This is a genomic window from Stenotrophomonas sp. PE591 (assembly GCF_018320795.1).
Taxonomy (GTDB): domain Bacteria; phylum Pseudomonadota; class Gammaproteobacteria; order Xanthomonadales; family Xanthomonadaceae; genus Stenotrophomonas; species Stenotrophomonas maltophilia.
The window spans coordinates 636,616-656,338 of sequence record NZ_JAAOKO010000002.1 but is presented as its reverse complement, the minus strand read 5'-3'; the positions used below and the strand labels follow the sequence as shown (position 1 = coordinate 656,338).

The following is a 19,723-nucleotide window of genomic DNA, read 5'->3' as shown; positions in this document are numbered from 1 at the left end:
ACGGGTGTGACGCCCTGAGTATACCGATGTGGACGTGTTCTACGAATGGGCGTGGAACATTGTCCACCCCCACCCCGTCGGACGGACCTGGCCCTACGCCGCGGAACGGCGCCAAAAACAAAACGGGCACCCTTGCGGGCGCCCGTTCTGCGGTGATGCCAGGCCTTGCGGCGTGGGATCAGGCTTCGGCGACGACGACGACCTTGACGGTGGTCTCGACGTCGGCGTGCAGGTGGACCAGCACGTCGTATTCGCCGATGTTGCGGAAGGCGCCTTCGCCCAGGATGACTTCGCTCTTTTCCAGCGGCAGGCCGGCGGCGGTGAAGGCCTCGGCGATGTCGCGCGGGCCAACCGAGCCGTACAGCTTGCCTTCGGTCGAAGCGTTGGCGGCGATGGTCACGCTCGCGCCTTCCAGCTTGGCCTTGCGGCCTTCGGCGTCGGCGTGGATGGCCTGGGCCTTGGCTTCGTATTCGGCGCGCTTGGCTTCGAACTCGGCCTTGTTGCTCTCGGTGGCCGGCACGGCCTTGCCCTGCGGCACGAGGAAGTTACGGCCGTAGCCCGGCTTCACGTCGACCAGGTCGCCCAGGTTGCCGAGGTTGGTGACTTTCTGCAGGAGGATCAGCTGCATGGTATTGCTCCAGATAAGTTATTCGTTAGCGAGGCGATGCCCCGCAACAAAGGCTGTCCGAATAGCTGGCACAGCGGGGGCGGCGCCGGGCCGCCCCGCTGGCATCAGACGTCGTGGTTGTCGGTGTACGGGATCAGGGCCAGGAAGCGAGCGCGCTTGACGGCGGTCGCCAGCTGGCGCTGGTACTTCGACTTGGTACCGGTGACGCGGCTCGGCACGATCTTGCCGTTCTCGGTCAGGTACTGGCGCAGGGTGTTGAGATCCTTGTAGTCGATCTCCTTCACACCTTCAGCAGTGAACTTGCAGAACTTGCGGCGACGGAAGAACTTGGACATGGGAAGGCTCCTTAGGCGGCGGAAGCGGCGTCGTCGCCGGCTTCGTTGTCAGCGGTGTTGTTGGACTCGCCTTCTTCGTCGTCACGACGACGGCGCTCACCGCGCTCCGGCTTGTCACCCTTCTCGTCCTTGCTCTTCATGATCAGCGACTGCTCGGTGTCAGCCTCGTCACGCTTGATGACCAGGTTGCGCAGCACGGCGTCGTTGAAGCGGAAGCTCTCGGTCAGTTCGTTCAGAACGGCCTGGTCGGCTTCGATGTTCATCAGCACGTAGTGGGCCTTCACCAGGTTCTGGATCGGGTACGCCAGCTGGCGGCGGCCCCAGTCTTCCAGACGGTGGATGGTGCCGTTGCCGTTCTCGACCAGCGACTTGTAGCGCTCGATCATGGCCGGGACCTGCTCGCTCTGGTCCGGGTGGACCATGAACACGATTTCGTAATGACGACTCATGTTTTTTTTCTACCTTTCGGATGTGGCCTTGCGGCCGGACAGCCCCCCGCCGTTGATACCGCGGTGGGGCAAGGATTCCCGCCGGGGAGGCAGGAAGCCGCGCATTATGGCGCAGATGGGGGTGCCGGGCAACCGGCGGGTCACAGGGCAACCTGAACCGGGGGCGCAGCCCCATGCCAACCCAGGCTGGCCGCTACCGGAGCCCCGCACAATCCACGAATCCGCCTGGATTCACCCCAGGTCGACGTGAAGGCGGTGCTGGCCGCATTCCAGGCACTGGAACAGGCAGCCGACCATCATCCCGTCCTGGCTCAGGTGCGCCAGCACCCAGTCGGCGTCGCGCGGATTGACCTCCGCCACATCGGGCCGGACCTGGTCGAGGATGGGCAGCAGATCGTCTCTGCCGGCGAAACCGAGGAAGGCGCAGGGCCGTTCACAATGGCTCAGCCAGACCGATTGCTGCCAGGACGGGTAGCCCGGGGTGCGCTCGCAGATCTCCAGCAGCAGCTCACGGGCGATGCTCGGCGGCGGGTCGGCCAGGTCTGGCGAGACCCCTTCGATATCACTCCAGCCGGTGAATTCACCCTCGTAGCTGGCCGCCGCCCTGCCGTCGGCGATACACCAGGGGCAAAGGTAATCCGGACGCAGACGGGTGTAGAACGGCCCGCGGTAGCGCAGTGTGCGCGGCTGGCCGCAGCAGTCACAGATTCCGTCGACCTCTTCGAAGGAGAGGGCGTAGGCGTTGGGATGATAGGTAAAAGCCGGTCGTTCCATCCGTGGGGTCCCTGCCGAGCCCCGCGTGCCGACCAAGGTCGGCAGCTACCGGGACGCGCCGGGCCGTCAGGCCTTGTCGGCGTCGGTGGTGAAGCTCTCGCCGCAGCCACACTCGGCGGTGGCATTGGGGTTGCTGAACGTGAAGGTCTCGCTCAGACCGTGCTTGCCGAAGTCGATCACGGTGCCGTCCACCAGCGCCAGGCTCTTGGCGTCGACATAGATCTTCACGCCGTCCTGCTCGAACACGGTATCGCCCTCGCGCTCGTCGCGTGCCAGGTCGGTGATGTGGCCCCAGCCGGAGCAACCGGTCTTGGTCACGCCGAAACGCAGGCCCAGCGCACCGGGGGTCTGGGCGACAAAGCGCTGCACGCGCTCGAAGGCAATGGGGGTCAGGCTGACGGCCATGGGGCTACTCCAGAGGTACGGGGACATTATAAGGAGCCGTTGCCGCGAAAAATGCCTCGCAAGCAGAACGCTGCAACCGGTAAACTCCCGTGTTCACAGATCGAGTCGATCAGCAGAGGATTCAAGTCATGACGGTGGTCAGCGTTGAACATGCGCTTGCCGGGAAGATCCCGGAAGGCGGCGAAGTCACGGTACGCGGATGGGTGCGCACGGTGCGCGGTTCAGCGAATCTGGCCTTCGTGAATGTGAGCGACGGCTCCTGCTTCGCCCCGATCCAGGTCGTGGCCGGCGACAGCCTGGCCAACTTCGACGAGATCAAGCGCCTGACCAGCGGCTGCTCGGTCATCGCCACCGGCACCCTGGTGAAGTCGCAGGGCAAGGGCCAGTCGTTCGAGATCCAGGCCAGTGCAGTGGAAGTGGTCGGCTGGGTCGAAGACCCGCTCACCTACCCGATCCAGCCCAAGCCGATGTCGCCGGAGTTCCTGCGCGAAGTGGCGCACCTGCGCCCGCGCACCAACCTGTTCGGCGCGGTCACCCGCATCCGCAACTGCCTGGCCCAGGCCGTGCACCGTTTCTTCCACGAGAACGGCTTCAACTGGATCAGCACCCCGATCATCACCACCTCCGACGCCGAAGGCGCCGGCCAGATGTTCCGCGTGTCCACCCTGGACATGGTGAACCTGCCGCGCGATGAGAAGGGCGCGATCGATTTCAGCCGCGACTTCTTCGGCAAGGAAACCTTCCTGACCGTGTCCGGCCAGCTGAACGTCGAGGCCTACTGCCTGGCGCTGAGCAAGGTCTACACCTTCGGCCCGACCTTCCGCGCCGAGAACAGCCACACCACCCGCCACCTGGCGGAGTTCTGGATGATCGAGCCGGAAATCGCCTTCGCCGACCTGGCCGAAGACGCACGCCTGGCCGAAGAGTTCCTGAAGTACCTGTTCCGTGCGGTGCTGAACGAGCGCAGCGACGACCTGGCCTTCATCGCCGAGCGCGTGGACAAGAACGCGATCACCAAGCTGGAAGACTTCATCAACGCACCGTTCGAGCGCATCGACTACACCGACGCGGTCAGCCTGCTGCAGAAGTCCGGCAGGAAGTTCGACTTCCCGGTCGAATGGGGCCTGGACCTGCAGACCGAGCACGAGCGCTGGCTGACCGAGGAACACGTCGGCCGCCCGGTGGTGGTGACCAACTATCCGGAGCACATCAAGGCCTTCTACATGCGCCTGAACGACGACGGCAAGACCGTTGCCGCGATGGACGTGCTGGCCCCGGGCATCGGCGAGATCATCGGCGGCAGCCAGCGCGAAGAGCGCCTGGACGTGCTGGACGCGCGCATGGCCCAGTTCGGCCTGGATCGCGAGCACTACAGCTGGTACCGCGATTTCCGCCGCTATGGCTCGGTGCCGCACGCCGGCTTCGGCCTGGGCTTCGAGCGCCTGGTGGTGTACGTCTGCGGGCTGTCCAACATCCGCGATGCGATCCCCTACCCGCGCGCCCCGGGCAGCGCGGACTTCTAAGCCCCATACGACCACGGAGGTACTGCCCCCATGACCCTGTTCTTCGCCCTCTGTTTCGTCGGCGTTGCAGTGGCCGGGTTCAGTGCCTTCGTGATCTTCTGGCCGCTGACCCTGGTGCACGTGCGCGACCGCCATCCGGCGCTCGCCGCGCGCTTCGGCAGCGGCGCCTTCCTCAAGCCCGATGCCCTGGCCTGGCTGCTGCGCCGCGACTATCGGCAGCAACCGGACCGCTCGCTGTCCGGGCTGGCGACACCGGCCTGGGTATCGCTGCTGACCCTGCTGGCCGGACTGGGCATGGCCGCCCTGCTCTGGCTCGCCTCGCTCTGGTAATACGCTCATGAACGACATCACCGCCTCGCGCGACAGCTGGTGGCTGGCCAGCCTCGGCAACACCCTGATCTGGGCGCGCCTGCGCGTTCGCCCGGCCGGCACCGCCGAAGTGCTCGACAGCGATGGCAACACGCTGAGCTACGACAGCGAAGACACCGCCCGTTCGCAGTTGTTCGACGCCGAGTTCGTCGAGTACGACGGCCTGGACGAGGAGGACGCACTGGTGCGCGGCTTCAGCCTGCACGAAGTGCAGCCGCCGCAGGCCGACAGCGACGAGGGTCTGCGTGGCCGCATGATCCAGTCGCTGGGCGGGCGCGCCTGACCTCTGCATGTTCACCCCGCGCGCCTTCGCCGAGACCGACCTGCTCTGGCTGGACCGCCTGCTGGCGCGCGACCCGTTCGTTACCGTGCTCACCCCCGGCAGCGATGGCCTGCCGGAGCTGACCCGGATGCCGGTGCTGTACCGGCGTGACGGCGACCAGATCGAACTGCGCGGCCACTGGGCCCGCGCCAACCCGCAGTCGCGCCACAGCGGCGCGGCCAAGGTACTGGTCGATGGCCCACACGGCTACGTCTCGGCCAGCTGGTATCCGGACAAGGAACCCGCTGCGCGGGTACCCACCTGGAACTACGCCGCTGCCGAGCTGCGTGGCCAGCTGCAGACCTTCGACGACGCTGATGCGCTGGCCGAACTGGTCGGCGCGATCAGCGACCGCTTCGAAGCCAGCGTCGGCCAGGCCTGGCGGTTCGATCCCGCGCGCGCCGAACACGGCCCGGAGCTGCGCGCCATCGTCGGCTTCCGCTTCCAGGTGGAACACGTGCAGCTGAAGCTGAAACTCAGCCAGAACCATCCCGACGCCAACCAGCAGGCCGTGATCGCCGCACTGGAAGCGCTCGCCTCCCCGTCCTCCCATGAGCTGGCGCAGTGGATGCGCTGGCACCGTGAACAGTCTGCCTCCAGCGGCTGATCACCCCAGCTTCCCGCGACGGCGCGACCATAACGGCCGCGCCTTGCCCCCACCCGACGCCAGGGATACCGCACATGAAAGACATCCAACGCCTGCTGCAGAACAACCGCGACTGGGCCGACCGCATCGCCAAGGAAGACCCTGAGTTCTTCCAGCAGCTGTCCAAGCAGCAGCATCCGGAATACCTGTGGATCGGCTGCTCCGACTCGCGGGTGCCGGCCAACCAGATCATCGGCATGGCCCCGGGTGAAGTGTTCGTTCACCGCAACGTCGCCAACGTGGTCGCGCACACCGACCTGAACTGCCTGAGCGTGGTGCAGTACGCGGTGGACCAGTTGAAGGTGAAGCACATCCTGATCGTCGGCCACTACGGCTGCGGCGGCGTGCACGCCTGCCTGCACAATACCCGCGTCGGCCTGGCCGACAACTGGCTGCGCCATGTCGGCGACGTGGTGCAGAAGCACCAGGGCATCCTCGATGCAATCGAGGATGACGAGCTGAAGCATGCCCGCCTGTGCGAACTGAACGTGATCGAGCAGGTCGCCAACCTGTGCCGTTCGACCATCGTCGAGGACGCCTGGGCGCGCGGGCAGAAGCTGATGGTGCACGGCTGGGTCTACAGCCTGAAGAACGGCCGGGTCAGCGAAATGGGCATCGATGTCGGTGGACCGGAGGAGCTGAAGCCGGCCTATGAAAAGGCACTGTCCTACGTGCCCCGCCAGGGCCGGCGCGACTGACCTCACTACGGACCACGACCATGCTCGCCTCGCCGATCAACCTGCACGCCTGGATCGAAGAAAACCGCCACCTGCTGAAGCCGCCGGTGGGCAACAAGATGATCGACAACGGCGACTTCATCGTGATGGTCGTGGGCGGGCCGAATTCGCGCACCGACTATCACTACGACGAAGGCCCGGAGTGGTTCTACCAGCTCGAGGGCGAGATGGTGCTGAAGGTGCAGGAGGACGGCGCGGTGCGCGACATTCCGATCCGCGCCGGCGAGATCTTCCTGCTGCCGGCCAGAGTGCCGCACTCGCCGCGGCGCCCGCCCGGCGGCATCGGCCTGGTGGTCGAGCGCAAGCGCCTGCCGCACGAGAAGGACGGCGTGATCTGGCACTGCGAACGCTGCAACCACAAGCTGCACGAAGAGTTCTTCCCGCTGCAGAACATCGAGACCGACCTGCCCAAGGTGTTTGCGCGCTATCACGCCAGCCTGGAGCTGCGTACCTGCAGCCAGTGCGGGCACGTGGATCCGCTGCCGGTGCCGGCGGCGGGCTGACGCCCACACCGGTAGGCGCCCACCTTGGTGGGCGCATGGATCCACGCGCGCCAACCAAGGTGGGCCACTACCAGAAAACGCGGCGCTTGAAGCGTGGCCGCGTCTACCGGGCCATGCCCCAGGCGCTACACTGGCGGTCCCGTTGCAGCCTGTTGCCCGACCATGTCCGACCTGCTCAGCCGCACCCACGCCATTGCCCTGGACGCCGCCGATCCGCTGCGCCCGCTGCGTAACGAATTCCTGATTCCGCGCCATGGCGGTGGCGAGCAGACCTACTTCGTCGGCAACTCGCTGGGCCTGCAGCCGCGTGGCGCCCAGGCCGCGGTGCAGGAAGTGATGAAGCAATGGGGCGAGCTGGCGGTGGAAGGCCACTTCACCGGCCCGACGCAGTGGCTGTCCTACCACCGCCTGGTGAGCGCGCAGCTGGCCCGCGTGGTCGGTGCACTGCCCAGCGAAGTGGTGGCGATGAACACGCTGAGCGTGAACCTGCACCTGATGATGGTCAGCTTCTACCGACCGACCGCGCAGCGCCCGGTGATCCTGATGGAAGCCGGGGCATTCCCGACCGACCGACACGCGGTCGAAGCGCAGATCCGTTTCCACGGGTTCGACCCGGCCGAGTGCCTGGTGGAAGTGCAACCGGACGAAGCCAACGGAACGATCTCGCTCACCGCGATCGAGCGCGCCATCGCCGAACACGGTCCGCGCCTTGCACTGGTGCTGTGGCCCGGCGTGCAGTACCGCACCGGCCAGGCCTTCGACCTCGATGCAATCACCCGTGCTGCCCGCCTGCAGGGCGCGCGCATCGGCTTCGACCTGGCGCACTCGGTCGGCAACCTGCCGCTGCGCCTGCATGACGTCGCACCCGATTTCGCCGTGTGGTGCCACTACAAATACCTCAACAGCGGCCCGGGTGCGGTGGCCGGCGCGTTCGTGCACGAGCGCCATCACCGCGACACCACGCTGCCGCGCTTTGCCGGCTGGTGGGGCCATGAGGAAGCCACCCGCTTCCAGATGGCACCGCAGTTCACCCCCGCCATCGGTGCCGAAGGCTGGCAGCTCAGCAATCCGCCGATCCTCGGCCTGGCGCCGCTGCGCGCGTCGCTGGACCTGTTCGAGCGCGCCGGCATGGAGGCACTGCGCAGCAAGTCGCTGGCGTTGACCGGCATGCTCGAAGCGCTTGTACGTGCACGCCTGTCCGGCGTGCTCGACATCATCACCCCGGCCGAGCTGCAGCGCCGCGGCTGCCAGCTGTCATTGCGCGTGATCGGTGGCCGCGAGCGCGGCCGTGCGCTGTTCGAGCACCTGCGCGGCATCGGCGTGCTCGGCGACTGGCGCGAGCCGGACGTGATCCGCATCTCGCCCACCCCGCTCTACAACCGCTACCTGGACGTGCACCACTTCGTCGAGGAAGTGGAAGCCTGGGCCGGCCTCTAAGCCGGTCCCTCCCCTACTGCTGGACAGTTCGTTGATCGCACATGCTTCCCGCTCGTTGAGCATTATCGGTGCCGGCCTCGCCGGGTCGCTGCTGGCCATCCTGCTGTCACGCCAGGGCTGGCGCATCACCCTGTACGAACGCCGTGGCGATCCACGCGTGGCCGACTATGAGAGCGGCCGCTCGATCAACCTGGCGCTGGCCGAGCGTGGGCGCAATGCGCTGCGCCAGGCCGGTGTGGAAGACGAGGTCATGGCGCGCGCGGTGATGATGCGCGGACGCATGGTGCATCCGCGCGAAGGCGAACCGCAGCTGCAGCGCTATGGCCGCGACGACAGCGAAGTGATCTGGTCGATCCATCGCAGCGACCTCAACACCACGCTGCTGGAACTGGCCGAACAGGCTGGCGCGACCGTACACTTCCACCGCCGCCTGCACACCGTCGATTTCGACGCCGGCTACGCACGCTTCATCGACGACCGCGACGACAGCCCGCATGACATCCGCTTCGACACCCTGATCGGTGCCGATGGTGCAGGCTCGGCGCTGCGCGCGGCGATGAACCGGCGGGCGCCGCTGGGCGAGGACATCGCGTTCCTCGATCACTCCTACAAGGAGCTGGAAATTCCGCCGGCCGACGATGGCAGCTTCCGCATCGAGCGCAATGCGCTGCATATCTGGCCGCGCGGCCATTACATGTGCATCGCCCTGCCCAATCACGAAGGCACCTTCACCGTCACTTTGTTCCTGCCCAACCAGGGCGATCCCAGCTTCGCCACGATCAATACCGGCGCGCAGGCCGAGGCGCTGTTCGCGCGCGAGTTCGCCGACACCCTGCCACTGATCCCGAACCTGCGCGCAGACTGGGAACAGCACCCGCCGGGCCTGCTTGGCACGCTGACGCTCGATCGCTGGCACCAGCAGGGCCGTGCCGTGCTGATCGGCGACGCCGCGCATGCGATGGTGCCGTTCCACGGCCAGGGCATGAACTGCGCGTTCGAGGACTGCGTTGCGCTGGCCCGCCACCTGATGGAGGCCGATGATCTGGAAGGTGCATTCGCCGCGTTCGAAGCCGAGCGCAAGCCGAATGCACGTGCCATCCAGCAGATGGCGCTGGAGAACTACCTGGAAATGCGCGACCGCGTCGCCGACCCTGCATTCCTGCTGCAGCGCGAACTGGAACAGGAACTGCAGCGGCGCTGGCCGACCCGCTTCGTGCCGCACTACACCATGGTCACCTTCCTGCACACGCCGTACGCCGAGGCGCTGCGCCGCACCGAACTGCAACGCGACATGCTGGTGGCCGCCACCACCGGCCATGATTCACTGGACAACATCGACTGGGCCGCGCTGGAAGCGCAGATCCACGCGCAGCTGCCGGTCCTGGAGGGCGCGCACTGATGGCTGACAGCTTCCTGTTCTACGATCTGGAAACCTTCGGCCAGGACCCGCGGCGCACGCGCATCTCGCAGTTCGCCGCCATCCGCACCGACGCCGATCTCAACGAAATCGACACCCCGGTCAGCTTCTTCGTGCGCCCGGCCGATGACCTGCTGCCCTCGCCGATGGCCACCCTGGTTACCGGCATCACCCCGCAGCAGGCACTGGCCGAGGGCATCAGCGAGGCCGAGGCCTTCGACCGCATCAACGAGCAGCTGTCGCGCCCCGGCACCTGCGCGCTGGGCTACAACACGCTGCGCTTCGACGATGAGTTCGTCCGCTACGGGCTGTTCCGCAACTTCCACGACCCGTACGAACGCGAGTGGCGCAACGGCAATTCACGCTGGGACCTGCTGGACATGCTGCGGCTGATGCGCGCGATGCGCCCGGACGGCATCCAGTGGCCGCTGCGCGAGGATGGCGCCACCTCGTTCAAGCTCGAACATCTGGCCGAGGCCAACCACGTGCGCGAAGGCGATGCACACGAAGCACTGTCCGACGTGCGCGCCACCATCGGCATGGCGCGGCTGTTCAAGCAGTCGCAACCACGCCTGTGGGACTACGCCCTGAAGCTGCGCGACAAGCGCTTCGTGGGCGGCCTGCTGGACGTGGCCGCGATGAAGCCGGTGCTGCACATTTCCATGCGCTACCCGGCCAGCCGCCTGTGCGCGGCACCGGTGCTGCCGTTGGCCGTGCACCCGACCATCAACAACCGGGTGATCGTGTTCGACCTGGAAGGCGAGATCGACGATCTGCTGGAGCTGCCTGCCGAGGTGATCGCACAGCGCCTGTACATGCGCGCCAGCGAGCTGCCCGAAGGCGCGGCACGGGTACCTCTGAAGGAAGTGCATCTGAACAAGGTGCCGGCGCTGATCGCCTGGAACCACCTGCGTGCCGATGATCACGCGCGCCTCGGCCTGGATGTGGCTGCGATCGAAGCCAAGGTGGAGCGCCTGCGCGCGTTCGCCCCGCAGCTGGCCGAAAAAGCCCGGCAGGTCTACAACCAACCCCGCGCCGCCACCGTGGCCGACGTCGATGCCTCGCTGTACGACGGCTTCCTCGGCAACGGTGACAAGCCGCTGCTTGCGCTTGCACGCACCACTGCGCCCGAGCAGCTGGCCGCGCTGGAAGGTCGCTTCCGCGACCCGCGCCTGCCGGAGCTGCTGTTCCGCTACCGCGCGCGCAATCATCCCGACAGCCTCGCGCCGCCTGAACGCCAGCGCTGGCAGGATTACCGCCGCCAGCGCCTGCTCGGAGACGGCGGCCTGGGCGAACTCAACCTGCCCCAGTACCAGCAGCAGCTGGATGCACTGGCCGCTGAAGCGCCCGATGACACCCGGCGCCAGGCCCTGCTGCAATCGCTGCGCGACTGGGGCCAGCACCTGCAGGAGACGCTGTGAGCACTTATTTCTCGGACGCCAGCTTCAAGTTCCTGCGCAGCCTTGCGCGGCACAACGACAAGGCCTGGTTCAACGATCACCGCCAGCAGTACGAAGACCACGTGCGGCAGCCGTTCCTGCGCCTGCTGGGCGACCTGCAGCCGGCGCTGGCCGAGGTCAGCGAGCACTTCCGCGCCGATACCCGTGGCGTCGGTGGCTCGCTGTTCCGCATCCATCGTGACGCGCGTTTTTCCAACGACAAGTCGCCGTACAAGACCTGGCAGGGTGCACGCCTGTTCCATGAGCGCCGCCGCGAAGTGGCCGCGCCCTCGTTCTACGTGCACCTGCAGCCTGGCGAGAGTTTCGTCGGCGCTGGCCTGTGGCATCCGGAACCGGAAACCCAGCGCCGCGTACGCCACTTCATCCTCGACAATCCGGGCAGCTGGAAGGCCGCCGCGCATGCACCGGCCCTGCGCAAACGCTTCGATTTCGAGGAGAGCGAAAAGCTGGTGCGGCCCCCGCGTGGCTTCCCGGCCGACTTCGAGTTCATCGACGACCTCAAGCACCGCAACTGGGTGATGTGGCGCTCGCTGGACGATGCCACCATGACCGGCCCGCGCCTGCTGTCCACGCTGGGCAAGGACCTGGCTGGGCTCGGCCCGTTCGTTGACTACCTGTGCGCGGCGCTGGACCTGGAGTTCTGAGCCGCATCACCTGCCGTTCACCACTGGCTGCCTCACTTGCGGCAGTCTGGACAGCATGAAGAAGCTCACTGCACTGGCTGTGCTGCTGGTCCTGGCCTTGGCTGCGTGGTGGTTCGGCGGCCCGTACATGGCCGTGCATGGCCTGTCCAAGGCCATCGAAGAACGCGACACGGCGCGACTGGAACGCTATGTCGATTTCCCTCGCGTGCGCAGCAGCCTGCGCGCCCAGCTCAACGACTATCTGGTACGCCAGGCCGGCCCGGATGTAGCGGCCAGCCCGTTCGGCGCCCTGCTGTACGGCCTCGGCGACCAGATCGGCGGTGCAGCGGTGGAGACCATGGTGACCCCGACCGGGATCGGCGCAATGCTGCAGGGCCACGTGCTGTGGAAGCGCGGCCGCAATGAACTGCAGGGCGGTGATGCCTTCGGCGCGACCGAGCCGGCACGGCCATTGAAGAACGCCGAGCATCACTTCGAAGCGGTGGACCGCTTCGTGATCGACGTCGATCGCGGCCCCGACCAGCCGCCGATGAAAGTGGTGCTGGAACCGCAGGGCCTGCGCTGGAAGGTGGTGGATCTGCAGTTGGGGATGTCCGGCAGCCCGTGACGGGTCATGCCCTTCGACGGCGCTGCTTTCGGTAGGTGCCCACCTTGGTGGGCATGGGTCCAGGACGGCGCCAACCAAGGTTGGCGACTACCGCGGTACAGCGCTCTGGTAGACGCCCACCTTGGTGGGCGCCGATGCATGGCAGTGCCAACCAACGGTTGGCACCTACCCGGCATGGTTTCACCCCTCGTTGGCGACACCGTGCGGTACGTGGCCGGCGGCCACGTGTTCGCGCGCACTGTCGATGTTGTGCTGCGAGTCATCGAAGAAGATGTCGGCACCGAACGCCTGCAGGAACGGCCCCTTGTGGCGGCCGCCGAGGAACAGCGCTTCGTCCAGGCGCACTCCCCACTCGCGCAGGGTGCGGATTACGCGCTCATGCGCCGGTGCCGAGCGTGCGGTCACCAGCGCAGTGCGGATCGGCGCGCTCTCGCCGGCCGGGAATACTTCCTGCAGCGTATGCAGGGCCGACAGGAAACCGCGGAACGGGCCGCCGCTGAGGGGTTCGCGGGCCCGTTCACGCTCGTGCCGGCCAAACGCCTCCACGCCCTGCTCGCGTGAGATGCGCTCGCTCTCGTCACCGAAGATCACCGCGTCACCGTCAAAGGCGATGCGCAGCTGGCCGGCCGGGCGACCGGTATCGATCTGGTCGGCCGCTGCGGCGGCGGTTTCGCCGGGCGGCTTGGGCAGGATGGTCGCTGCGGCGATGCCGTGGCGCAGCGCGCTGCGCACCGATTCCGGGTTGGCCGACAGGAACAGGTCGGTGCCGAACGGCTTCACATACGGCCAGGTCGGCTCGCCGGCAGTGAACGTCGCGCGGATGATGCCCAGGCCGTAGTGCTGGATCGAATTGAAGATGCGCAGGCCGGTATCGGCCGAGTTGCGCGACAGCAGGATCACCTCGACGCGAGGATTCTCCGGGCTGGCCCCCTGGTTCAAAGCCAGCAGCTTGCGTACCACCGGAAACGCCACGCCGGGGCCGAGGATATCGTCCTCGTGCTGGCGCTGGAATTCGGCATAGGCCGCCACGCCATCGCTCTCGAACAGCGCGTGGCTTTCCTCGAGGTCGAACAGCGCGCGCGAGGTCACCGCGACGGTCAGCAAACGGGGGGAGTTGTCGCCCATCGGTGGGGGTCCTTCAAGCGGTCGGCACGGCCGGCTGCCCATTGTCCTCAAAAAACGAACTGTTCGCTCAGGATCCGGTCTTCCAGGTTGTGCTCCGGGTCGAACAGCAGGGTCACGCGGCGGTCCTTCGACTCACGGATGGTCACCTCGACCACGTCGCGGGTCTCGTGCGAGTCGGCAGTCACGCTGACCGGGCGCTTGTACGGATCGAGCACGCGGAAGCGCACTTCGGTATCGGCCTTCAGGATCGCGCCGCGCCAGCGCCGCGGCCGGTACGGGGCCAACGGCGTCAGCGCGATGGTGTGCGAGCCCAGCGGCAGCACCGGACCATGCGCGGAATAGTTGTAGGCGGTGCTGCCGGCCGGGGTGGCCACCAGCACGCCGTCGCCGATCAGTTCGGCCACGCGCTCCTGGCCGTTCAGATCGATACCGATATGCGCGGCCTGCCGGGTCTGGCGCAGCAGCGAAACATCGTTGTAGGCCAGCGAACCGGTACTGGTGCCGGACTCGGTCAGCGCCACCATTTCCAGCGGGCGCAGGTTGGCCGGTTCTGCGCGTGCGATGCGGGCCTGCACGTCGTCGTCTCCACGGTACTGGTTCATCAGGAAGCCGACCGTGCCCAGCTTCATGCCGAACACCGGCTTGCCCAGGTGCCCATGCCGATGCAGGGTCTGCAGCATGAAGCCGTCGCCCCCCAGCGGGCACAGCACGTCGGCCTGCTCCGGCGCGTGATCGCCATAACGCGAGATCATCGCCGCGCGGGCCATCTGCGCGGGCTCGGCGGTGCTGGCCAGGAAAGCGATGCGGGGGGTGTCGCTCATCGGTGGATCCGGGGGGAAGGCATGAGGAAGAGCATAACCGAGCGCCGGGGGTTGGACCCCGCTGGGCGGATGACCGGCCCGTCCGCCGGGACACGCCGTAAACCCATCCATGGGGGCTCGGTCGCGCCATCCATGGCGCTCACGGTCCCGGCGGACGGGCCGGTCATCCACCTGGCAGGTTCACGGCCGGCGTCGGGTCAGATGGTCGCAAAGGTCAAGGGCAGAAACAAAACGGCCCCGCTTTCGCGGGGCCGTTCCGGTTCACGCATGCCAGGCATGGCCTGGCACTACTTCACTTACGCGCCGTGTGCCGCCAGCTGGCCCAGGCGCTGCACCGCGACCGAAACGGTCGGGTAGTCCAGGGTCTTCTGCTCGGCCAGTTCGGCCAGCATCGCCAGGGTGAAGCGCAGGCTGTTGTCGTCGCGGCCCATCCAGGCTGCGACCTTGGCCTCCGCGCTGCTGCCCTTGGTGCCCAGCACCTGGCCGGCCAGGTTGCGGTGGTTGGCGGCCAGCTCGTCACGCAGCACGCCACGTGCCACGGCGTGCCAACGACCGTTGACCTCCAGCGCATCGACCTGCTCGAACAGCCACGGCAGCTGCAGGGCGTCGCCCAGGCGGAAGTGGACCTTGGACACGTCCACCGGCTTCAGCTTGCGGGTGCGGGCCAGTTCGATGATGTCGAACGCCGGCTCCAGGAAGTGCAGTTCGGCCAGCTGCTGCGCCAGCGCGGACGGCAGGCCCTTTTCCTTCCACTCGGCCACCAGGGCCTCGTAGGTCGGACGCTGCGAATCCGGCAGCACACCCGAGGCAACGCGGATGTCGTTGAACGGACCCTGGTAGCGGTTGACCGCTTCGGTGATGCCCGGCATCGCGCCCGGGCGCGACAGCAGCCAACGCACGAACGAACGCTGCAGCTTCCAGATCACTTCCAGTGCGTCGATCTGCACCGACTCCGGCACCTTGCCGTCGAGTGCATCGATCTGCGCCCACAGCGCGCGTGCATCCAGTGTTTCGCGGCTGATGGTGTAGGCCTTGGCGACCTCGGCGATGGAACGGCCGGTGTCTTCCTGCATGCGCATCAGGAAGGTGGCGCCCATGCGGTTGATGGTCTGGTTGGTCACGGCCGTGGCGATGATTTCGCGCTTCAGGCGGTGACGCTCCATCGCGTCGGCGTACTTCTTCTGCAGCGGGGTCGGGAAGTAACGCTGCAGTTCCTTGGACAGGTACGGATCTTCCGGGATGTCCGATTCCAGCAGCTGGGCGAACGCCACCAGCTTCGAGTAGGACAGCAGCACCGACAGTTCCGGGCGGGTCAGGCCCTGGCCGCGTGCCTTGCGCTGGGACAGCTCGGCGTCGGACGGCAGGAACTCGATCTGGCGATCCAGCAGGCCCTGCTGTTCCAGGGTACGGATGAAGTGCTGCTTGGAACCCAGGCGCTTGACCGCCATCCGCTCCATCAGGCTCAGCGCCTGGTTCTGGCGGTAGTTGTCATTGAGCACCAGCTCGGCGACTTCATCGGTCATCGAGGCCAGCAGCTTGTTGCGCTGCTCGACGGTCAGCTTCTTGGCCCGCACCACATCGTTGAGCAGGATCTTGATGTTGACTTCGTGGTCGGAGGTGTCGACACCGGCCGAGTTGTCGATGAAGTCGGTGTTGAGCAGCACGCCGGCCTGGGCGGCTTCGATGCGGCCCAGCTGGGTCATGCCCAGGTTGCCGCCCTCGCCCACCACCTTGCAGCGCAGCTCGCCACCGTTCACGCGCAGGGCGTTGTTGGCGCGGTCGCCGACATCGCTGTGCTGCTCGCTGGCAGCCTTCACGTAGGTACCGATGCCGCCGTTCCACAGCAGGTCGACCGGTGCCTTCAGGATCGCGCTCATCAGATCGTTCGGCGACAGCGCCTTGACGTTGTCATCCAGGCCCAGCGCTTCACGCACCTGCGGGGTGATCTCGATCGACTTCAGGCTGCGCGGGTACACGCCGCCGCCCTTGCTGATCAGCTTGGCGTCGTAGTCCGCCCAGCTCGAACGCGGCACGGTGAACAGGCGCTCACGTTCGACGAACGTGGTGGCCGCATCCGGGTTCGGGTCCAGGAAGATGTGGCGGTGGTCGAAGGCAGCGACCAGGCGGATGTGGCGCGACAGCAGCATGCCGTTGCCGAACACGTCGCCAGACATGTCGCCGACGCCGACCGCAGTGAAGTCCTGGGTCTGGCTGTCACGGCCCAGCGCACGGAAGTGGCGCTTGACCGATTCCCACGCACCGCGTGCGGTGATGCCCATGCCCTTGTGGTCATAGCCAACCGAACCACCGGAGGCGAACGCATCGCCCATCCAGAAGCCGTGCGCGATGGCCAGGCCATTGGCGATGTCGGAGAAGGTCGCGGTGCCCTTGTCGGCGGCCACCACCAGGTACGGATCGTCCATGTCGTGGCGCACGACATCCACCGGCGGCACGATCTTGTTGTTGACGATGTTGTCGGTGATGTCCAGCAGGCCCTGGATGAACAGCTTGTAGCAGGCCACGCCGTTGGCGAAGATCGCGTCGCGGTCGCCGTTCACCGGCGGGGTCTTGGCGAAGAAGCCGCCCTTCGCGCCGACCGGCACGATCACGGTGTTCTTGACCATCTGTGCCTTGACCAGGCCCAGCACTTCGGTACGGAAGTCTTCGCGACGGTCCGACCAGCGCAGGCCACCACGGGCGACCGCGCCGAAGCGCAGGTGGGTACCTTCCACGCGCGGGCCGTAGACGAAGATCTCGCGGTACGGGCGCGGCTTCGGCAGGTCCGGCACCAGCGCCGAATCAAACTTGAAGCTGATGACATGGCCGTGCTGGCCGTTGGCATCGGTCTGGTAGTAGCTGGTGCGCAGGGTCGCGTCGATCACGCCCATGAACGAGCGCAGGATGCGGTCCTCGTCCAGGCTGGACACACGGTCCATCAGCTTCAGCAGCGCATCGCGCGCAGCCTGCATCTGCGCGTCGCGGTCACCCTTGCGGGCGTCGACCACGGTCTTGAGCACCTTCAGGGTGGCGTCGTCGCCAGCAGCCAGCACATCGAAGTGGGCCTTCAGCTGGGCCTGGCCGGCGGCGATGTCGTCCTTGCTCTCGTGGCCGGTAGCCGGATCGAAGCGCGCTTCGAACAGCTCGACCAGCAGTCGGGCCAGCAGCGGGTAGCGCGCGAAGGTGCCTTCCACGTAGGCCTGCGAGAACGGCACGCCGGTCTGCAGCAGGTACTTGCAGTAGCCACGCAGCATGGCGACCTGGCGCCAGTGCAGGCCGGCAGCCAGCACCAGGCGGTTGAAGCCGTCGTTCTCGGCATCGCCGTGCCAGACGCGGGCAAAGGTCTCGCCGAAGGCTTCATCGACGCTGGCGGCATCGATCGCGCCGGCGGTCGATTCGACCTCGAAGTCCTGCACGTACACCGGGGCGTTGTCGACCGACAGGCGGTACGGACGCTCGGCGATCACGCGCAGGCCCATGTTTTCCATCATCGGCAGCGCGTCCGACAGCGGGATGTCGTCCAGCTGGCGATACAGCTTCAGGCGCAGGCCATCACCGCTTTCGCGCGGCACGGCCTGCAGGCTCAGGCGCAGGTCGTCCGGGCCGGTCAGGGCATCAAGCTGGCTGACATCGTTGGCAGCAACAGCCGTGCTGTTGTCTTCGATGTAGCCGGCCGGCAGCGCCTTGCCGATACGCGCGGCGATGCGCAGGCCTTCGGTCTCGCCGTGGCGGGCCACCAGCGCTTCGCGCAGGTCGTCCTGCCAGTTGCGCAGCACCTGGGCCAGCTTCTGCTCCAGTTCGGCGGTATCAACGTCGAGCATTTCACCCGGCTTCGGGCGCACGATCAGGTGCACCTGGGCCAGCGGCGATTCGCCCAGCACCACCGAGCTATCCACGTACTCACCGTGCAGCGCGTCCTTCAGCATCGCCTCGATGCGCAGGCGCACGTCGGTGTTGAAGCGCTCGCGCGGCAGGTAGACCAGCGCGGAAATGAAACGGCTGTACTTGTCGCGGCGCAGGAACAGGCGGCTGCGCACGCGTTCCTGCAGGCCCAGCACGCCCATCGCGGTGCGGAACAGTTCGTCCTCGCTGGACTGGAACAGTTCTTCGCGCGGCAGCGTTTCCAGGATGTGGCGCAGGGCCTTGCCACTGTGGCTGGCCGGGGCCAGGCCCGACTGCTTCATCACGTGCTCGTGGCGCTGGCGCACCAGCGGGATTTCCCACGGGCGACGGTTGTAGGCGCTGGAGGTGAACAGGCCAAGGAAGCGCTGCTCGCCGATGATCTTGCCCTTGGCGTCGAATTCCAGCACGCCGATGTAGTCCATGTAGCCGGCGCGGTGCACGCGCGAACGGGCATTGGTCTTGGTCAGGATCAGCGCGTCCTTCAGGCCGGCCGTGGCGTTCAGGCCCTGCGCGGCCAGGGTCTTGACCGGACGGGCGGCGGACTTGTCCTTGCCGCGCATCAGGCCCAGGCCGGTGTCGTTCAGCGGCGCCAGTACGTCTTCCTTGCCCTGCTTCTCGACGCGGTACTCGCGGTAGCCGAAGAAGGTGAAGTGGTTGTCGGCGGCCCAGCGCAGGAACTCCTGTGCTTCCTTGCGCGATGCATCGTCGACTGGCAGCTGGCGCTTGCCCAGGTCGTCGGCCAGCGCCAACGCCTTGTCCTTCATCAGCTGCCAGTCGCGCACGATCGCGCGTACTTCGTCCAGCGCCTTGTTGATGGCCTGTTCGATGGCGGCCATGGCTTCGGCCGGCTGGCGGTCGATCTCCAGCAGCATCACCGACTCGGCATCACCCTCGCCGACCTTGACCAGCTTGCCGGCCTTGTCGCGGGTGAAGCGCAGCACCGGGTGGCCCAGCACGTGGACGCCCACGCCCTGCTCGGCCAGCGACATGGTGACCGTATCCACGAGGAACGGCATGTCATCGTTGACGATCTGCAGCACGGTGTGCGGCGATTCCCAACCGTTGGCCTTCGCGGTCGGATTGAACACGCGGACGTTGGCCTTGCCGGCCTTGCGGGCACGCGCGAATTCCAGCGTCTCAGCCGCGAGAGCGGCCCACTCTTCAGCGCTGTGGTGCGGGAACTCGTCCGACTCCATGCGCTTGTAGAAGTCAGTAGCAAAGGCCACAGCTTCGGCCTGTGCGGCCGCGGGGTAGCGCTTGCGCAAGGCCGTGTACACCGGCTCCAGGGAGAAACCAGCGGTCACTGCGACCTCCGACTCTGCTGGTTTCGTCTTGTTCTTCACGGTCTTGGCTGCGGTTTTTTGCGGTTTCATGGCAGAGCGATGCGCTTGCTCAGTTGGGAAAATGAAATTGTAGCCCTACCGCGCGAAAAGGCCTTGCTGCAGGACGGAATAAGCAGATTCGGGTTTGCTGCGGTTCAAACGCCTATTCAGTTCGCACCGGTATGGTGCTGGCGCCTGTTTCAGCACTGGCGACAGGATCGGCAAAACGTGTTACCGGAAGACACACGCGGCGACGCCGATGCGATTCCACAATCCTGAACTGGACGGTATAGTCCACC

Annotated in this window: 19 protein-coding genes; 11 read left to right on the top strand and 8 right to left on the bottom strand. The window is 66.6% G+C overall.

Features of this window, described 5'->3' with window-relative positions:
* Positions 1-178: 178 nt before the first annotated feature.
* The 5 genes from rplI to JLDANKMP_RS08260 form a co-directional block, all read right to left on the bottom strand.
* Entirely contained in the window at positions 179-628 is a 450-nt protein-coding gene (gene rplI, locus JLDANKMP_RS08280; protein WP_005410227.1) for a 50S ribosomal protein L9, read from the bottom strand.
* A 104-nt stretch (positions 629-732) separates the two neighbouring features.
* Complete coding sequence (gene rpsR, locus JLDANKMP_RS08275) at positions 733-963, bottom strand: 30S ribosomal protein S18 (RefSeq protein WP_002804494.1); 231 nt, start codon at positions 961-963, stop codon at positions 733-735.
* Positions 964-974: 11 nt separating this feature from the next.
* Positions 975-1,412 (bottom strand): 30S ribosomal protein S6, encoded by a 438-nt coding sequence (gene rpsF / locus JLDANKMP_RS08270; RefSeq protein WP_005410228.1) that lies wholly within the window; start codon positions 1,410-1,412, stop codon positions 975-977.
* Between the two features lie 231 nt (positions 1,413-1,643).
* The gene (locus JLDANKMP_RS08265) at positions 1,644-2,186 is read right to left on the bottom strand and encodes a CbrC family protein (protein WP_212560891.1); all 543 of its coding nucleotides are present in this window, start codon (positions 2,184-2,186) and stop codon (positions 1,644-1,646) included.
* Between the two features lie 66 nt (positions 2,187-2,252).
* The gene (locus JLDANKMP_RS08260; RefSeq protein ID WP_005410230.1) at positions 2,253-2,591 is read right to left on the bottom strand and encodes an iron-sulfur cluster assembly accessory protein; all 339 of its coding nucleotides are present in this window, start codon (positions 2,589-2,591) and stop codon (positions 2,253-2,255) included.
* A 128-nt stretch (positions 2,592-2,719) separates the two neighbouring features.
* On the opposite strand from JLDANKMP_RS08260, the gene asnS reads away from it, so the two are divergent.
* The 11 genes from asnS (at position 2,720) to JLDANKMP_RS08205 (ending at position 12,256) form a co-directional block, all read left to right on the top strand.
* Entirely contained in the window at positions 2,720-4,114 is a 1,395-nt protein-coding gene (gene asnS / locus JLDANKMP_RS08255; protein WP_005410231.1) for an asparagine--tRNA ligase, read from the top strand.
* 30 nt (positions 4,115-4,144) lie between these two features.
* Positions 4,145-4,444, top strand: coding sequence for a hypothetical protein (locus JLDANKMP_RS08250; protein ID WP_005410232.1), 300 nt, complete (start codon positions 4,145-4,147; stop codon positions 4,442-4,444).
* Between the two features lie 7 nt (positions 4,445-4,451).
* Complete coding sequence (locus tag JLDANKMP_RS08245) at positions 4,452-4,766, top strand: hypothetical protein (RefSeq protein ID WP_006453002.1); 315 nt, start codon at positions 4,452-4,454, stop codon at positions 4,764-4,766.
* Positions 4,767-4,773: 7 nt separating this feature from the next.
* Positions 4,774-5,412: an FMN-binding negative transcriptional regulator gene (locus JLDANKMP_RS08240; RefSeq protein ID WP_049397591.1), complete on the top strand. Its 639-nt coding sequence runs from the start codon at positions 4,774-4,776 to the stop codon at positions 5,410-5,412.
* 74 nt (positions 5,413-5,486) lie between these two features.
* The gene (gene can, locus JLDANKMP_RS08235) at positions 5,487-6,149 is read left to right on the top strand and encodes a carbonate dehydratase (RefSeq protein ID WP_212560890.1); all 663 of its coding nucleotides are present in this window, start codon (positions 5,487-5,489) and stop codon (positions 6,147-6,149) included.
* A gap of 20 nt (positions 6,150-6,169) precedes the next feature.
* Entirely contained in the window at positions 6,170-6,691 is a 522-nt protein-coding gene (locus JLDANKMP_RS08230; protein WP_005413911.1) for a 3-hydroxyanthranilate 3,4-dioxygenase, read from the top strand.
* Positions 6,692-6,853: 162 nt separating this feature from the next.
* Positions 6,854-8,128 carry a kynureninase gene (kynU, locus tag JLDANKMP_RS08225; RefSeq protein ID WP_212560889.1) on the top strand — a complete coding sequence of 425 codons (1,275 nt, stop codon included), beginning with the start codon at positions 6,854-6,856 and terminating at the stop codon, positions 8,126-8,128.
* 31 nt (positions 8,129-8,159) lie between these two features.
* Positions 8,160-9,527: an NAD(P)/FAD-dependent oxidoreductase gene (locus tag JLDANKMP_RS08220; protein ID WP_012480765.1), complete on the top strand. Its 1,368-nt coding sequence runs from the start codon at positions 8,160-8,162 to the stop codon at positions 9,525-9,527.
* Entirely contained in the window at positions 9,527-10,966 is a 1,440-nt protein-coding gene (gene sbcB, locus JLDANKMP_RS08215; protein WP_049403118.1) for an exodeoxyribonuclease I, read from the top strand. Before JLDANKMP_RS08220 ends, sbcB begins: the two co-directional genes overlap by 1 nt.
* Positions 10,963-11,649: a DUF2461 domain-containing protein gene (locus tag JLDANKMP_RS08210; RefSeq protein WP_005410240.1), complete on the top strand. Its 687-nt coding sequence runs from the start codon at positions 10,963-10,965 to the stop codon at positions 11,647-11,649. Before sbcB ends, JLDANKMP_RS08210 begins: the two co-directional genes overlap by 4 nt.
* Positions 11,650-11,704: 55 nt before the next feature.
* On the top strand, positions 11,705-12,256 hold the full coding sequence (locus tag JLDANKMP_RS08205; protein WP_212560888.1) for a DUF2939 domain-containing protein: 552 nt from the start codon (positions 11,705-11,707) through the stop codon (positions 12,254-12,256).
* 180 nt (positions 12,257-12,436) lie between these two features.
* On the opposite strand, the gene JLDANKMP_RS08200 is transcribed toward JLDANKMP_RS08205, so the two are convergent.
* From JLDANKMP_RS08200 to JLDANKMP_RS08190, 3 genes are all read right to left on the bottom strand, one after another.
* On the bottom strand, positions 12,437-13,381 hold the full coding sequence (locus JLDANKMP_RS08200) for a 5'-nucleotidase (RefSeq protein WP_005410242.1): 945 nt from the start codon (positions 13,379-13,381) through the stop codon (positions 12,437-12,439).
* 47 nt (positions 13,382-13,428) lie between these two features.
* Positions 13,429-14,202 carry an NAD kinase gene (locus JLDANKMP_RS08195; RefSeq protein ID WP_005410243.1) on the bottom strand — a complete coding sequence of 258 codons (774 nt, stop codon included), beginning with the start codon at positions 14,200-14,202 and terminating at the stop codon, positions 13,429-13,431.
* A 296-nt stretch (positions 14,203-14,498) separates the two neighbouring features.
* Complete coding sequence (locus JLDANKMP_RS08190; protein ID WP_212560887.1) at positions 14,499-19,475, bottom strand: NAD-glutamate dehydrogenase domain-containing protein; 4,977 nt, start codon at positions 19,473-19,475, stop codon at positions 14,499-14,501.
* Between the last annotated feature and the right edge of the window lie 248 nt (positions 19,476-19,723).

What these genes read in the sequence shown, in the direction of transcription:
- JLDANKMP_RS08190 (WP_212560887.1), bottom strand. Translation starts at nt 19,475, where the DNA reads ATGAAACCGCAAAAAACCGCAGCCAAGACCGTGAAGAACAAGACGAAA.
- can (WP_212560890.1), top strand. Translation starts at nt 5,487, where the DNA reads ATGAAAGACATCCAACGCCTGCTGCAGAACAACCGCGACTGGGCCGAC.
- rpsR (WP_002804494.1), bottom strand. Translation starts at nt 963, where the DNA reads ATGTCCAAGTTCTTCCGTCGCCGCAAGTTCTGCAAGTTCACTGCTGAA.
- JLDANKMP_RS08195 (WP_005410243.1), bottom strand. Translation starts at nt 14,202, where the DNA reads ATGAGCGACACCCCCCGCATCGCTTTCCTGGCCAGCACCGCCGAGCCC.
- kynU (WP_212560889.1), top strand. Translation starts at nt 6,854, where the DNA reads ATGTCCGACCTGCTCAGCCGCACCCACGCCATTGCCCTGGACGCCGCC.
- JLDANKMP_RS08265 (WP_212560891.1), bottom strand. Translation starts at nt 2,186, where the DNA reads ATGGAACGACCGGCTTTTACCTATCATCCCAACGCCTACGCCCTCTCC.
- JLDANKMP_RS08240 (WP_049397591.1), top strand. Translation starts at nt 4,774, where the DNA reads ATGTTCACCCCGCGCGCCTTCGCCGAGACCGACCTGCTCTGGCTGGAC.
- rpsF (WP_005410228.1), bottom strand. Translation starts at nt 1,412, where the DNA reads ATGAGTCGTCATTACGAAATCGTGTTCATGGTCCACCCGGACCAGAGC.
- rplI (WP_005410227.1), bottom strand. Translation starts at nt 628, where the DNA reads ATGCAGCTGATCCTCCTGCAGAAAGTCACCAACCTCGGCAACCTGGGC.
- JLDANKMP_RS08260 (WP_005410230.1), bottom strand. Translation starts at nt 2,591, where the DNA reads ATGGCCGTCAGCCTGACCCCCATTGCCTTCGAGCGCGTGCAGCGCTTT.
- asnS (WP_005410231.1), top strand. Translation starts at nt 2,720, where the DNA reads ATGACGGTGGTCAGCGTTGAACATGCGCTTGCCGGGAAGATCCCGGAA.
- JLDANKMP_RS08245 (WP_006453002.1), top strand. Translation starts at nt 4,452, where the DNA reads ATGAACGACATCACCGCCTCGCGCGACAGCTGGTGGCTGGCCAGCCTC.
- sbcB (WP_049403118.1), top strand. Translation starts at nt 9,527, where the DNA reads ATGGCTGACAGCTTCCTGTTCTACGATCTGGAAACCTTCGGCCAGGAC.
- JLDANKMP_RS08230 (WP_005413911.1), top strand. Translation starts at nt 6,170, where the DNA reads ATGCTCGCCTCGCCGATCAACCTGCACGCCTGGATCGAAGAAAACCGC.
- JLDANKMP_RS08250 (WP_005410232.1), top strand. Translation starts at nt 4,145, where the DNA reads ATGACCCTGTTCTTCGCCCTCTGTTTCGTCGGCGTTGCAGTGGCCGGG.
- JLDANKMP_RS08205 (WP_212560888.1), top strand. Translation starts at nt 11,705, where the DNA reads ATGAAGAAGCTCACTGCACTGGCTGTGCTGCTGGTCCTGGCCTTGGCT.
- JLDANKMP_RS08200 (WP_005410242.1), bottom strand. Translation starts at nt 13,381, where the DNA reads ATGGGCGACAACTCCCCCCGTTTGCTGACCGTCGCGGTGACCTCGCGC.